The organism is Phycisphaerales bacterium AB-hyl4 (assembly GCA_041821185.1).
GTDB classification, from domain to species: Bacteria; Planctomycetota; Phycisphaerae; order Phycisphaerales; family Phycisphaeraceae; genus Natronomicrosphaera; species Natronomicrosphaera hydrolytica.
This window is the reverse complement of the sequence record JBGUBD010000013.1, coordinates 26,092-39,632: the sequence shown is the minus strand read 5'-3', so window position 1 is coordinate 39,632 and position 13,541 is coordinate 26,092. Positions and strand designations below refer to the sequence as shown.

General features: G+C 64.3%; 13 protein-coding genes. 8 read left to right on the top strand and 5 right to left on the bottom strand.

The window, feature by feature from the left end:
- Positions 1-19: 19 nt before the first annotated feature.
- Both ACERK3_16665 and ACERK3_16660 read left to right on the top strand, forming a co-directional pair.
- A complete protein-coding gene (locus ACERK3_16665; protein MFA9479918.1) occupies positions 20-943 on the top strand; it encodes a hypothetical protein in 924 nt (307 codons plus the stop codon).
- Positions 944-1,050: 107 nt separating this feature from the next.
- Positions 1,051-1,563 (top strand): hypothetical protein, encoded by a 513-nt coding sequence (locus ACERK3_16660; protein MFA9479917.1) that lies wholly within the window; start codon positions 1,051-1,053, stop codon positions 1,561-1,563.
- Between the two features lie 61 nt (positions 1,564-1,624).
- Here ACERK3_16660 and ACERK3_16655 read toward each other — a convergent pair whose 3' ends face one another.
- From ACERK3_16655 to ACERK3_16645, 3 genes are all read right to left on the bottom strand, one after another.
- The gene (locus ACERK3_16655; protein MFA9479916.1) at positions 1,625-2,644 is read right to left on the bottom strand and encodes a glycosyltransferase family 4 protein; all 1,020 of its coding nucleotides are present in this window, start codon (positions 2,642-2,644) and stop codon (positions 1,625-1,627) included.
- Between the two features lie 217 nt (positions 2,645-2,861).
- Positions 2,862-5,075 carry a heavy metal translocating P-type ATPase gene (locus tag ACERK3_16650; GenBank protein ID MFA9479915.1) on the bottom strand — a complete coding sequence of 738 codons (2,214 nt, stop codon included), beginning with the start codon at positions 5,073-5,075 and terminating at the stop codon, positions 2,862-2,864.
- A 7-nt stretch (positions 5,076-5,082) separates the two neighbouring features.
- Positions 5,083-5,352, bottom strand: a complete 270-nt coding sequence (locus tag ACERK3_16645; GenBank protein ID MFA9479914.1) for a metal-sensitive transcriptional regulator — start codon at positions 5,350-5,352, stop codon at positions 5,083-5,085.
- A 114-nt stretch (positions 5,353-5,466) separates the two neighbouring features.
- On the opposite strand from ACERK3_16645, the gene ACERK3_16640 reads away from it, so the two are divergent.
- Positions 5,467-5,802: a MazG nucleotide pyrophosphohydrolase domain-containing protein gene (locus tag ACERK3_16640; GenBank protein ID MFA9479913.1), complete on the top strand. Its 336-nt coding sequence runs from the start codon at positions 5,467-5,469 to the stop codon at positions 5,800-5,802.
- 284 nt (positions 5,803-6,086) lie between these two features.
- On the top strand, positions 6,087-6,413 hold the full coding sequence (locus ACERK3_16635; protein ID MFA9479912.1) for a transcriptional regulator: 327 nt from the start codon (positions 6,087-6,089) through the stop codon (positions 6,411-6,413).
- 104 nt (positions 6,414-6,517) lie between these two features.
- On the opposite strand, the gene ACERK3_16630 is transcribed toward ACERK3_16635, so the two are convergent.
- Both ACERK3_16630 and ACERK3_16625 read right to left on the bottom strand, forming a co-directional pair.
- Entirely contained in the window at positions 6,518-7,696 is a 1,179-nt protein-coding gene (locus tag ACERK3_16630) for an alanine--glyoxylate aminotransferase family protein (protein MFA9479911.1), read from the bottom strand.
- A 121-nt stretch (positions 7,697-7,817) separates the two neighbouring features.
- Positions 7,818-9,050, bottom strand: coding sequence for an NRAMP family divalent metal transporter (locus ACERK3_16625; protein MFA9479910.1), 1,233 nt, complete (start codon positions 9,048-9,050; stop codon positions 7,818-7,820).
- A 327-nt stretch (positions 9,051-9,377) separates the two neighbouring features.
- Between ACERK3_16625 and ACERK3_16620 the strand changes: the two genes are divergently transcribed.
- The 4 genes from ACERK3_16620 (at position 9,378) to ACERK3_16605 (ending at position 13,023) form a co-directional block, all read left to right on the top strand.
- Positions 9,378-9,620 (top strand): hypothetical protein, encoded by a 243-nt coding sequence (locus ACERK3_16620; GenBank protein MFA9479909.1) that lies wholly within the window; start codon positions 9,378-9,380, stop codon positions 9,618-9,620.
- A 175-nt stretch (positions 9,621-9,795) separates the two neighbouring features.
- On the top strand, positions 9,796-10,215 hold the full coding sequence (locus ACERK3_16615; GenBank protein MFA9479908.1) for a hypothetical protein: 420 nt from the start codon (positions 9,796-9,798) through the stop codon (positions 10,213-10,215).
- 70 nt (positions 10,216-10,285) lie between these two features.
- On the top strand, positions 10,286-11,428 hold the full coding sequence (locus tag ACERK3_16610) for a glycerate kinase (protein ID MFA9479907.1): 1,143 nt from the start codon (positions 10,286-10,288) through the stop codon (positions 11,426-11,428).
- Between the two features lie 41 nt (positions 11,429-11,469).
- Positions 11,470-13,023, top strand: coding sequence for an ABC transporter substrate-binding protein (locus ACERK3_16605; GenBank protein MFA9479906.1), 1,554 nt, complete (start codon positions 11,470-11,472; stop codon positions 13,021-13,023).
- The last annotated feature ends 518 nt before the right edge of the window (positions 13,024-13,541 follow it).

Genomic DNA, 13,541 nt, shown 5'->3' with positions numbered 1-13,541 from the left:
GGCAAGGGGCGAACCTTTCATGCAATGTCGAACGTGTGGCTACGCTTTGTGGAACCTGTCGCAGCCGCGCTGTCCGGAGTGTGGCGATGGGTTTGACCTGCGCAGCTATCGCTATCGGCCGGGCACGGTCGCGTTCGCTTGTCCGCATTGCCAGGCTCATCACGCCGGGCAGGGCGATCAATACCTGCCGGCCAACAGCGACGAAGCAACCTGCTCGGCGTGCGGACAGACGATGGCGGTGACGCATATGTCGGTCGTGCCGTTGAGTGATGATGCGTGGGCGGTTGAGGCGCAGGCGCTGCCCTGGGACAACCGACGACGGGTCGGCTTCTGGCGCGCCTGGTGGCGGACGTTTGTAATGGTGCTGCTTCGGCCGACGCAGCTGGTCGACCGCCTGCAGCCGGACAGCAGCTATGGGGTGTCGTACCTGTTCGCGTTCGTGTGTCATCTGCTCGGCGCGGTGGTGCAGACGCTGACCTGCGGCGGGCTGATGCTCATCCCGATCGGCATAATCACCGTCAGCGGCAACACGGGTGGCGTTGAGATGTTCATGATGGTTGGCATCGTGGTGCTCTTCGGCGGCCTGCTGCTGGTCAGCGCTGCGATCACGCCGTTGCTCGCGACGCTGCTGGTGGCAGGGCCGGCCCATTTGATGCTGTGGCTTATCGAGCCCAAACGCGAGCAGCGATTCCTCGTCACCGCCCGGCTGGTCAACTATGCGCTCGCCCCGGCGGCGCTGATGGCGGTCCCGATAGTGGGGTTTTACTGCGGGCAGGCGGTGTACATCTGGACGCTGGTCGCGGCGATCATCATGCTCAGCAGAGCACACCACACGCACGGCGGGAAGGCAACGCTCGCGGTGCTCTGGCTGCCGGGCACGCTGCTGGTGGGGTACCTGATGCTGGTGGTGGTGGCGGAGCTGATCTGGCTGCTGAGTGGATGACCGTCCGAATATGCCTGCCTCGGGCCTATGGGGGGCCTAGAATCTCCTGAAATGTGGCTGAGGGGGCTTGCGTCCGCCCGGTTTACGATGCATGCTGGGGTATAGTCATGCCGATCCACCGCCCCAACCCGGACACCGACCCGTTCCGCCCGCCGGCCATTCCCACGGAAGTGGTCTGCATCCACTGCCAACAGGAGTATGAAAGCTACCTGATCCAGTGGCAGGAGCGGACCGCCGACAACGGCCGACGCGAAGGGTGCTGGGCATGTCCCACGCCCGGCTGCAGCGGCAAGGGCTTCGGCTTCGACATCTTCCCCATCGATCCAGAGTACCGGGACGAGCAGGGCCAACCCATGAGCGGGCCGTTCGCCGACGAAGAGGACGACGGCGTGCTCGGCGAGATCGGCAACGGCTGGTTTGCCGACGAAGACAGCGACCTGCCCGCATGGTCGGGCGAGCCGATCGACGCGGACGCGCTGCTCAACGAAGACAACATCGCCTCGCACGGCGGCCCGGCGTCGGATGCGGATGATCTCGACGACGACGAACACGACGACGAAGACAATGACGATCCGCCCTCGTCACATCGACGCGATCACAACGATGGCTTTTCCTGGTGAAGCCCGCTCTTGGTGAGCTTGCGTACGGCGGGTGGTGAGTCCGCGTGCTGCCAGCGGCCTGTCATGCCACGGCTTGCTGAGGCTGTGCGGGCGCAAGCTGCTCGACCAGAGCCCGGCCGGCTGCGGCCCAACTGAACTGCTGTGCATGTCGTCGGCAGGCGTCGCTGTCCAGCTTCAGCGCATTCATGCAGGCTCGTCGCAGATCGTCATCCAACACGCCGCTGACGCCGGGGTCCACCACGTCCACCGGCCCCGGCGTGGGATAGGCCGCCACCGGCAACCCGCACGCGTTGGCCTCCAGCAGCACCATGCCGAACGTGTCCGTTCGGCTGGGGAAGACCATCACGTCCGCATCGTTGTAATGCCGGACCAGTTCGTCGCCCGTGCGATAGCCTTGCCAGTGGGCCTGCGGAAACCGCTTGCGAAGCGAGGGCATCGCCGGCCCGTCGCCGACCACGACCTTGCTGCCCGGCAGGTCCAGCTTGAGAAAATCCGCGAGGTCTTTCTCCCACGCCACTCGGCCCACATAGAGGAAGATCGGCCGAGGCAGCTCGGCGATCGCGCCTCCGCCGCAGATGCGAAAACGATGCGTGTCCACGCCATGCTTCCACACGGCCACACGGTGCACGCCAATGTCGTGCAACTCTTCACACACGCTCGCCGCCGGTGCGAGCGTCGTTGCCGCCGCACCGTGAAACCACCGCACATACGCCCGCACCAGCGAGGTCGGCACACGCGCATACCGCGGCAGCACCACCGTCAGCCGGGCGTGATATGAACTGGTGAACGGCCAATCCCGCTGCCGACACCACTGCCGCATCGCCAGACCCAGCGGCCCCTCCGTCGCGAGGTGGATCGCGTCCGGCTGCTCACGCGCCAGCCACTCCCGCACCGCCCGCCACGGCCGCATCACCAGCCGGTTCTCCGGATAACGCGGCAGCGGCCGACTCGGGTACAGCCCCGGATGCAGCACAGCCAGCTCGTGGCCAAGCTCGGCCAGCTCGCGTTGCATATGCTGCCATGTGTGCACCAGCCCGTTGACCTGCGGGTGCCAGACGTCAGTGACAAGGGCGACTTTCACATCGGCAGCATATCTTGAACAGGCCGCGCAATGTCAGAGGGGTAACCCTGACCCGGCCGTCAGAATCGAGCGGGAAAGACGCCCGGCCACCACGCCGATTGGCCGACTCAAGCAGCCTGTTTACAGCTTTCCGGGGGCGGCCTTCTGTGTAGCACCCGTCAAACCAAATCTGAAACCGCGCTGAACATCAAACGGCCACACGCTCATCGCCACACGCTCACCCCCGCCACGACCATCTCAGATACAGCGCATTCATCACCACGCTCACGCTGCTCAGCGCCATCGCCGCCGCCGCGTACATCGGGTTCAGCCATCCCATCGCGGCGATCGGGATCAGTGTCAGGTTGTAGATAAACGCCCAGAACAAGCCGAACACGATCCGCCGCATCGTCGCTCTGCTGAGTCGAATCGCCCGCGGCAGGTTGCTCAGATTGTCGCCCACCAGCACGACATGGCCTGCCTCCATCGCCACGTCCGTGCCGCCGCCGAGCGCGATGCCGATGTCCGCCGCCGCCAGCGCCGGTGCATCGTTGATCCCATCACCGACCATCGCCACCACGCGCCGCTGCTGTTGCAGCTCGCGCACCTTCGCCTGCTTGTCCGTGGGCAGCACCTCAGCGATCACGTCATCAATATCAAGCTGCTTCGCAATCGCCTCGGCCGTCGCTCGGTTGTCGCCACTGAGCATGACCGTCCGCAGCCCAAGCTTGTGCAGCGCCGCCACCGCCTCGCGCGCCCCTTCGCGCGGCTGGTCAGCCAGCGCGATCAACCCCCTCGGCTCACCATCCACCGCGACCACCACCGCCGTCTTCGCCTCACCCTGCAACCGCGCGAGCTGCTGCTCGACATCGCCGTGGATGCTCACGCCCGCGTCGCGCAGCGTGTCCAGTCGGCCGACGATCACCGACCGCCCCTCAACCACACCCCGCACACCCCCGGCCGTGATCGACTCAAACCGCTCCACCGCAGGCACGTCGACCCCCGACTCCCGCGCATGCGCCACAATCGCCCGCCCCAGCGGATGCTCACTGTCCCGCTCCACCGCCGCCGCGAGGCGCAGCGGTTCGCCGTCGCTCGCATCGCCGATCGACACCACATCCGTCACCGTCGGCCGACCCTCCGTCAACGTGCCGGTTTTGTCGAGCACGATGTCCGTCAACCGCCCGGCTCGCTCGAGCGCCGCAGCGTCTTTGATGAGTATGCCGCTCCGCGCACCGATGCCCGTACCGACCATGATCGCCGTCGGCGTCGCCAGCCCCAGCGCACACGGACATGCGACGATCAGCACAGCCACCAGCGCAAGCATGCCATACACCCACGCCCCGGCAAACACGCCCCAGCCCAGCAGTGATGCAATCGCAATCAGTACCACCACCGGCACAAACACGCCCGCCACCTGGTCGACAATCCGCTGAATCCCCGCTTTCGACGCCTGCGCCTGCTTGACCATCGTCACGATGCGCGACAGCAGCATCTCGCCCCCCGTCGCGGTCGCCTCAAAGCGAAAGCTGCCCGTCGTGTTCATCGTGCCCGCGAACACGCGATCGCTCGGCCCAAGCTCAGCGGGCATCGACTCGCCCGTCACCATCGCCTGATTCACCGCCGACTGGCCTTGCTGAATCACCCCATCGACCGGCACGCGCTCGCCCGGCCGAACGAGCACAAGATCGCCCGTCCGCACCTGCTCGATCGGCACGACCTGCTCATCACCCTCACGGATGACGGTCGCTTCATGGGGTTGCAGCTGCATCAACTCGCGAATCGCCGCGGCCGCCGACCCGCGGGCCCGCGCTTCCAGCCATCGCCCCACGCCGATCAGCGCGAGAATGACCACCGCCGTGTCGAAGTAAACCGCCGTCCCGTCCGTGAAAAGCACCAGCGCAGCGCTGTACACGAACGCGACCGTCGTGCCCAGCGCGACCAGCGTGTCCATGTCCGTCCGGTACTGCTTGAGCGCTTTCCACGCGCCCACGTAAAACGGATAGCCGAGCACGATCTGCACCGGCGTCGCGAGCACAAGCTGAAGCCAGGCGCTCGTGCGCGACCCCATCCACAACATGCCCAGCAGCATGACCACAACCGCCAGCCCGCCACACGCAAGCAGCCGCAGCCGCCAGGCTCGCGAGTCGGCCGCCGTGTCTTCGCCGTGTGCATGCGCGTGTGAGGGCGCGCCCCCCGGCGCATGGTCGGCTTGACCTGGCGGCTCGTCCTCATCGTCGGCTGGCGCTTCAGGCTCGTAACCAGCATCGCGCACCGCATCGACCAGTTGATCGACCGACGCCGCTGCCGGGTCATGCTCAACGCTGGCCTGCTCGAACGGCAGGTTGACCGAAACCTCGGACACGCCCGCCACTTTGCGCAGGCTCCGCTCAACGTGGTTCACACATGAAGCGCAATGCATCCCGCGAACGGTAAAGGTGGTGGTTTTCATAACAGCCTCACTTGGACAGTCGATAGACGATGTCCATCAGTTCTTTGTAATGCTTTTCCGCGTCGCCCTTGCGAAGGCCGTCCGTCACGCAGGTGCGCAGATGGTTTTCGACAACCTCGCGCCCAACGCCGCGCAGTGCTTCGTGGATGGCGGAGATCTGCGTCAACACGTCGACGCAGTACTTCTGCTCGCGGATCATCTTCTCCAGACCGTTGACCTGGCCTTTGATGATGCTTAGCCGACGCAGCGCTTTGCTTTGCAGTTGCGGGTCGATCATGGCTTGGGCTCCCTATACCCCCGGGGGGTATGCTAGGCCAACGGATGGCCCCGATCAACCTGCCACCGACGCCCCGGTTTGCAGCCGCCGCCCCGGGCTGGTAATTCCCTTCCTATGAGCAACCAACCCCCCACCGAATCGGACCACCCCACACCCCTGACGCTGCACGCCTTCCAGCAGCACATCCGCGACCGCTACTACGAAACCGACGCCGCCCGCGGCACGCCCGGCACGTTCATGTGGCTGATCGAAGAGGTCGGCGAACTCGCGACCGCCCTCCACAAGGCCCGCGGCGAAGGCGGCGCGACCTCCGGCGGCGAGAACCTCGAAGAGGAATTCGCCGACGTGGTCGCTTGGCTTTGCACCCTCGCGAACATCAACGGTGTGGATCTGGAGCAGGCGATCCGCCGTAAGTACCTTCGCGGGACCGGCCCGCAGGGCCACAAGTAGGCAGCGAACGTGGTTTTTCGGCTGCAGCGGCGTGGTTTTCAGGCAACATCCCGCTTTTTCGTGCTATTTGGCACGTTCGCCTGCAGACTTTTTGTGCCATAAAAGGCTACAAAACATGAAGTTGTGCCGACTTTAGAAAAAGATGAATTTTTTCGCCGCATGGCCGGCTGCTTGTGGTATAGATACGCATAGGGCCGTGACACACGCCAACGCTGGAAGCAGCGGCGCCGCCACGGATGGAGAAGAGAAGACGCAAACTTCCTGATGAGGGGGGAGCCGCGACGATGGATGAGAAGCAGTTTCATGGCAAGCTCGCCGAGCTGATGGGCGAGATTTCAACCTTACCCAAGGCCGAGCGCGAAAAACTCGAGCAACTCGCGGTCCAGACCAAGCAGCGACACGAAAAGCTGCGACAGACGGTCTCCGGCCTCCAGGAGAGCCTCGACTACCTTCGCCTGTCGATCAAGTACCTCGTCTTCGACCTCGAAGCCACACGGCGCGAGAACGGCTACCTGCGAAAAATGCTCGAAAGCGAGCAAGCCAACCGCGATGACGAATGCGACGGCATGAACGGCCAGTTCGACGAGTCGGACCTCTCCGACCACGACTGACCCAGCCCGCGACGGATCGGCCTCCCACAATGACAAAGCCCACGGATGGCATCCGTGGGCTTTGGTATTTCAATCCATGTTGTCGACGTCGTGCCTCGCTTAGCTTAGCCGTGCGCTTTGTCGAACGCCGCCACAGCCGTGCCGGGTTCGATCTTCACGCCGGCTTCGATGAACTCGTTTTCGATCGCGTTCAGCCCCGCGACCGTGTCGTCGCGATCGACGAAGCCCATGTGGCTGATGCGGAAGATCTTGCCCTTCCACTTCGCGCCCCGACCGTCCTGTCCGCCGGCGATGTGCACGCCGTGCTTGTCACGCACCGCGCCGCGCAGCTTCGAGTCCTCAACACCGTCGGGATAGTACGCGCCGGTCACCGAATCGCTGGGGTTGTCGCTGATGAGCTTCAGGCCCATCGCTTTAAACGCGGCCCGCGAGCCCTCGGCCAGGCGACGCGTTCGCGTCACGACATTGTCGAGCCCTTCCTTGAGGATCAGCTCGCACGCGACCTTCTGCCCACGAATCAGCGACACCGGCGGCGTGAATGGCACGTCGTTGTTCGCATGACTCTTCAACCAGCGACGCAGGTCGAGGTTGTAATACGGGCCCGGCTTCACTTCCTGCAAGCGCTTGATCGCCCGCTCGCCGAGGCCGACGTAGCCCAGGCCTGGCGGCAGCATCATCGCCTTCTGCGAACCGGTGACGAGCACGTCGATGCCCCAGTCGTCCATCGCGACTTCCATCGCGCCGACCGAGGTAATGCCGTCGACCAGCAGCAGCGCGTCCGTCTTCTGCGTCAGCGCTGCGATGGCTTTGACATCGCTGGCCGTCGCGGTGCTGGTTTCGCTGTGCACCACGGTGACGATGCTCACGTCGGGGTTGTCTTTGAGTGCTTGCGCGATCTTGTCGACGGGAGCGCCTTGGCCCCAGTCGTGATTAATCTTGATCTGTTCGATGTTGAGGAACGACGCGTATTGGTCGTAGATGTCCTGCCAGCGTTCGCCGAACTTGCCGCCGGCGACGGTGATGGCTTTGCTGCCGGGCTTGATGAGCGAGATCATGCTGGCTTCGAAGGCGGTCGTGCCCGAGCCGGCGATGCTGAGCACGGGGCCCGCGGTGCGGAGGATCTTCTGCAAGTGGCTGGACAGCTCGGCGAAGATCGCCTGGAACTGCTTCGTGCGGTGGTGGATGATGGGCAAAGCCATCTCCTGAAGCACTTGCGGCGGCACGGCGGTCGGGCCAGGGGTGAGAAGACGTTGCTTAAGGGATGCTTGAGTCTGCGTAGCCATATCGAGTCTTTCGTTCGGTTGAAGGTAGGGTGCAATCGGACATCAGGCAGGACGTAAGAGCCTAGTCGCTGCGCGATGAATCTTCAAATGACGCGGTGGCGGCGTGCGGGCGTCGGCCGAGCTATCGAATGGCGATCAGCCAGTAGAAGAACGCCACCGTGGAGATGCTGAGAAACGCCATACCCGTCCAACTCAGGCATCGCAGCAGCGGGCCGGGCCGATATTGCAGCGGCACCCACTCGGCTTGGATCGTGCGATAGTTGATGTAAGCAAACACCGGCGAGGTTGCGAACGAAACCACCATCGCGATAAACAGCAACTGCCCCATCGACGCGGTGAACCAGGTGATGATGACGATGCCCGTGACGACGGTCAGCAGAATCCAGATGATGTGCAGCGAAGTAAACAGCTTCTCTTTGCCCAGCGCCAGCGCGGTGCAGGTTGCCAGCGAGCGCGGCCAGGCGTCGACGCAGGTCAGGGCAGTGCTGAACATGGCAGTGAACGCGGCGATGGCGACGATGGGCGTGGCCCAGTCGCCGATGGTGTTGGCGTACATGCTGATAAAGGTATGGGCGAACTGCGCACCGGTTTCGCCGAAGTCGGCCCCCGTGCCGTGCATGACGAGCACACCCAACGTGAGAAAGACGACGGCGAGCACGACGGTGGTGATGTAGCCGAGGTGGAAGTCGATCATCGCTTCGCGCATTGTTGCGCGGTGGCCGGTTTCTTTTTCGCGTGATTGCATCCACAGTGACGGCCAGGCGCCGACGTCGATTGGCGCGGGCATCCAGCCCATGAATTGAATGAGGAAACCGATGGAGGCGAGTGTCCAGGGCGAGGGCGATTCATAGTTCGGATCGCCGGCGGGCCCCTGCAACGCAGCAGCGAGGACAGCGGTGACGGTGGAGACGGCGAGACAGAAGATCACGAGCTTGGCGGTTTTGTCGAGCAAACGGTATCGGCCGAGGATGATGATGCTGGCGCAGATGCAGGAGATGATGACGGCCAGTGGTTTTTCACCGAGGACGCCTTCGAGCCCGAGGTTGAGCGCGAGGCTTGCGGCGAGGAAGGCGGTGCCGGCGCAGTTAAGCACGGCGTTTGCGAGGTTGAGCGCGAAGAAGGCGTAGAGGTAGCCGCGGCCGAGGCGGTGATAGCCGTGAAGGATGGTTTCGCCGGTGGCGGCGGTGTAGCGTTCGCCGTAGAGGAAGAATGGATATTTGAAGAGGTTGACGAGGATGATGACGATCAGCAGTTGCCAGCCGAAGAACGCGCCGGCCTGTGTGGAGGCGACGATGTGCGAGCCGCCGATGGCAGCGCCGGCCATGAGAATGCCGGGGCCGAGTGCCTTGAGCAAGTTGCGCCTTGATGCTTGCGGTGGATCGATGGCGTTCATGGGAGTCATGGTTCCGCGGGCAACAGAAAGTTAGTTACCCGTCATCGGTAGCTGACGTGTTTCACTTGAATTATGGCGTGTTTGACGCGTGTTTGCATCCACGTTGGCATGCCGTGTCTGGTGTGCTCAGGGGGGTGATACGGGGTTGCCTGAGGGCGATACAGGCGTGAGGCCCGGGTTGTCGGCGTCGTTGGCGAGCCCTATCACCATAGTAGAGATTTGCCGTGACGAATCGGGACGGCAGACCGCGAACCACGAACGCCAGGACGCGAGAAAGCGAGGCACACCATGGCTGATACGAGCACCGCAGACCGGCACGCCGAAGGCCGCGTCGCCAAGAGCATCGAGCAGCGGACATCGGAGCTACCGTCGGACCTGTTTTTATGGGCGGCCGGCGGATCGATTGTTTTGTCGTTGCTGTTACGGATGATGGGCCGGACGGACGATGCGAACTTTGTGGGGCACTGGTCGCCGACGTTTTTGATACTCGGGATGTACAACAAGCTGGTGAAGCTGTTGGGCAGCGAGTGATTGACATGCGGCTGTGCTTTGCCCATTGGAGGGCGACGAAGGGAGCGGGAGAAAACCTGGCCGACCGTGCTTTTAAAAAGGCGCGGTCGGCTGTTGTTTGGTGTTGACGTTCAAGGGTTGGCCGGATGTGGTCGATATTAGTGATGGAGGCAGACCGGGGGCGGGAGTGTCGAACATGGGTGTGCTTGGTACAGGCGCAGCGGCGGGGGTGGCACAGGTTGGCTTGCAGGCCCAGCAGGTTGCGCGGCAGCAGGCCAAGCAGGTTGCCGACCGTGCTTACGTGCTCCAGCGTCATAAGGAAGTGCGCGAGACACGGCTGAAGGGTCTGGAAGAAGACGACGCGGCGGAAGCGGAGACGGCGTTGCATGTCGACGGCGTGCTGTCGGACCCGGATCGTCACCCCGACACATCGCCGAACGGGGGGAAGCATCATCACCACCAGGATCAACAAGCGGACTCGGACGCGGATGTGGGCGAAGGCGAAGCGGACGCGTCGGATGAGGCGTCGGTGGAAGGGTTGACGTACGCGTCGCCGTTGCAGCGGAAGCATCGCACGCCGCCTGCGGTGCAGCATCGGCTTGACGTGAAAGCGTGAGGGGCTGGCGGCAGCCACGGCAGACATTGAATGCAGATCGAGACTCGCATGATGGCGGTACAATGACGCCATGATGCGAGTGCTTTGCGCGCCGGACAGCTTGAAGGAATCGCTCTCGGCGGTGGAGGCGGCGGCGGCGATGGTGCGCGGGGTGCAGGCCGCGGGCGGCGAGGCCGAGGCGTGCCCGATCGCCGACGGGGGTGAGGGCACGGTGCAGGCGATGGTTACGGCGACGGGTGGCGAGTTTCGTACCACGCGCGTGATGGGGCCGTTGGGCTCGCCGATCGATGCGACGTGGGGCGTGCTCGGTGCATTGCCGGGCCAACCGAAGACGGCGGTGATCGAGATGGCGGCGGCGTCGGGCCTGCCACTCGTGCCGGGCGAGCAGCGCGACCCGACGCGGACGACGACATATGGCACGGGCGAGTTGGTGTTGGCGGCGCTGGAGGCGGGCGTGCAGCGAATTGTGCTGGGCATCGGCGGCAGCGCGACGACGGACGCTGGGTGCGGCGCGGCGATGGCGTTGGGCGTGCGGTTTTTTGACGCGGAAGGTCGGCCGATCGACGAGCCGATCACCGGCGGGATGCTTGATCGTATTGAGCATATCGATCTGATGGCGCGCGACCGTCGGCTTGATAAGGTTGAACTGCTGATTGCCTGTGACGTGACCAATCCGCTCACCGGACCAAGCGGTGCGGCGGCGGTGTACGGGCCGCAAAAAGGTGCGAGCGAGCAGCAGGTCAACGAGCTTGACGCGGGGCTGGCGAACGTTGCGAATTGCGTGGAGCAGGCGGGGCAAGCGGACATACGCGACATGCCGGGCGCGGGCGCTGCGGGCGGACTCGGCGGCGGCGCGGTGGCGATGCTCGGCGGTGAGCTGCGACGCGGCGCGGAGCTGGTGCTCGAAACGGTCGGCTTCGAGCAACGCGTGCGCGGTAGCGACCTTTGTCTGACGGGTGAAGGCAAGCTCGATGGGCAAAGCCTGTCGGGTAAGGCGGTGATGGCGGTGATGGCGGCGGCGAAGCGGCAGGGGATCGCGACGGTTGCGTTGGTGGGGGCGGCGGAAGAGGTTGAGCGTGCGATGGCGATGGGGTTGGCGGGCTGTCGTGTGATTGGCGAGGGGCTGCCGACGAGTGAGTCGATTGCGCATGCGGGAGAGTTGATGGAGAAGGCGGCGCGGGAGGTGGTGTTGGAGCGGAAACCCACAGCGTGACGCTGTGGGCTTCGTGTGGGTGGGGTCACTGGAAAGGTGCGATGCGGGAACACTTGAGCAAGATTGTTATTGTTGCGCTGCTGGTGCTGGTGGTGGGTGTGCCGTTTGTGCTTCGGCCAGGCGCTGCGGATACGGGCGACGAGGCGGCGGGTGATGATGCGGCGAGGTTGATTATCGTGAGCCCGCATAACGAGCAGATTCGCTTTGAGGTGAGTCGGGCGTTTAATGCGTGGCGGGTGGAGCAGGGGCGATCGCCCGTGCGGTTTGACTGGCGGGTGAGCGGCGGGACGAGCGAGTTGCGGCGGACGGTCTTCAGTCAGTTCGAGGCGGCTGCGGCGGAGGGGCGTGAAGAGCAGGGCATTGGGGCGGACCTGTTTTTCGGCGGCGGTGATTTCGAGCACAACCAGCTTGCTCGCGGCATCCGTGTGACGCGTGATGGCGAGACGTTTGATTTGCCGCTGGTCGTGCCGATCGAGTTGCCGGAGGGCATGTTGGAGGCGGTGTACCCTGAGCCGACCATTGGTGGTGAGCGGCTGTATCACCCGGAGCTTTACTGGGTGGGGCCGGCGATGGCGAGCTTCGGCATTGTTTACAACCGCGACTTGTTGGGCATGTTGTCGTTGGATGAGCCGAGCACGTGGGCGGACCTGACAGACCCGTCGTATCAGGGATGGGTAGCGCTTGCGGACCCGGGGCATTCGGGCTCGATCGCGGCGACGTATAACGTGATTCTTCGCCGATCGGGTTGGACGGAAGGCTGGGCGTTGCTGCGGCGGGTGTTCGCCAACGCGCGGTACTTCACGTCGAGCGCGGGCAAGGTGCCGACGGACGTGTCGGCAGGCGAGGCGGCGGCGGGGATGGCGATCGACTTTTACGGGCGGTTTCAGGCCGGGGCGATCAACCAGCTTGGCGAGGATCGGCTGGGGTATGTCGACCCGCAGTACATGACGGCGACGACGGCGGACCCGATCGCGATTCTTCGCGGTGCACCGCATCATGCGTTGGCTCAGGAGTTCGTTGCGTGGCTGCTTACGCCGAGGGCGCAGCGGTTGTGGCAGCGTGAGTTGGGGGCGTTTGACGGGCCGGTGCGGTTTGAGCTGCGTCGGCAGCCGGCGCGTCGAAGCATGTATACCGATGATGAGCGTGCGTACTGGACGGACCCGGAGATCGATCCGTTCGGCACGGCTCGGCCGTTGCCTGCGGGCACGCCGGATTATTACGGGATGGTGGCGCCGGTGGCGCATGCGATGGCGATTGATATTCACAACGATCTTGTCGCGGCGTGGCGTACGATTCAGCGGACGCCACGCGATCATCCGAATCGGGGGAGGATGCTTGAGTTGTTCGATCGGCTGCCGGAGGAGTTGATGCTTGTCTGGCAGAGCGATGAGCTGGCGGATTCGTGGCAGGCGGTGATGGAGGACGAAACGCACGAGCAGCACGACGAGGTGGTGGCGACGCTTGAGGCGTTCGGCGCGGGGCTTCGCGCCAACTATGGCGGGTCGGCGAATGCGGATCGGCTGCTGGATGCACGGCTGCGGTGGACATTGTTCTTCCGTGAGAATTATCGAGAGATTGTTCGGTTGGGACGGTAGGGGGCGGGGAACCCACGGATGCCATCCGTGGGCTTTGATGGGGGGGCGATGGGCATGTGAAAGGCCGCCGGCGCGACGGGGGTCGCGCCGGGGCGTGGGGTTGCAACACATCAAACAAGTTGCTGGCGACTGCCGAGTGAGGGCGGGAGAGCCTGGGGTCGCGGTGCACCGGGTCCGGACAGGTAGAGGATGCACCAAGCCACCTGTTGTTTGGCAGGTGGTCCCGGTCGAGTCGGCAGGTGGGAACGCTCCGGTTTGATGCGCGTGAGCCTGTCCGTGCACGGGGTGCACCTGCACGCGCTGCGGGGCGGTTCCGGGTGGCCGATCACTTGTTCATCATCATGGGGTGGGGCGGCGTGGGGGTGCGCATGGTGTGGGGGTATCTGGTTTTTGGTTTGTGGTTTCAGGTTTGGGGGAGGGGGGACCCACGGATGCAATCCGTGGGCTTTAATGGGGCGAGGGGTGTGGGAGAGTGTGGGGGTGGTGGGTGTGGGTTGGGTGGTTATACTTGGTGGGCT

Bases quoted from the DNA above. Each gene is read 5' to 3' on its own strand.
- ACERK3_16665 (MFA9479918.1), top strand. From the start codon at position 20: ATGCAATGTCGAACGTGTGGCTACGCTTTGTGGAACCTGTCGCAGCCG.
- ACERK3_16660 (MFA9479917.1), top strand. From the start codon at position 1,051: ATGCCGATCCACCGCCCCAACCCGGACACCGACCCGTTCCGCCCGCCG.
- ACERK3_16650 (MFA9479915.1), bottom strand. From the start codon at position 5,075: ATGAAAACCACCACCTTTACCGTTCGCGGGATGCATTGCGCTTCATGT.
- ACERK3_16645 (MFA9479914.1), bottom strand. From the start codon at position 5,352: ATGATCGACCCGCAACTGCAAAGCAAAGCGCTGCGTCGGCTAAGCATC.
- ACERK3_16640 (MFA9479913.1), top strand. From the start codon at position 5,467: ATGAGCAACCAACCCCCCACCGAATCGGACCACCCCACACCCCTGACG.
- ACERK3_16635 (MFA9479912.1), top strand. From the start codon at position 6,087: ATGGATGAGAAGCAGTTTCATGGCAAGCTCGCCGAGCTGATGGGCGAG.
- ACERK3_16630 (MFA9479911.1), bottom strand. From the start codon at position 7,696: ATGGCTACGCAGACTCAAGCATCCCTTAAGCAACGTCTTCTCACCCCT.
- ACERK3_16620 (MFA9479909.1), top strand. From the start codon at position 9,378: ATGGCTGATACGAGCACCGCAGACCGGCACGCCGAAGGCCGCGTCGCC.
- ACERK3_16615 (MFA9479908.1), top strand. From the start codon at position 9,796: ATGGGTGTGCTTGGTACAGGCGCAGCGGCGGGGGTGGCACAGGTTGGC.
- ACERK3_16610 (MFA9479907.1), top strand. From the start codon at position 10,286: ATGATGCGAGTGCTTTGCGCGCCGGACAGCTTGAAGGAATCGCTCTCG.
- ACERK3_16605 (MFA9479906.1), top strand. From the start codon at position 11,470: ATGCGGGAACACTTGAGCAAGATTGTTATTGTTGCGCTGCTGGTGCTG.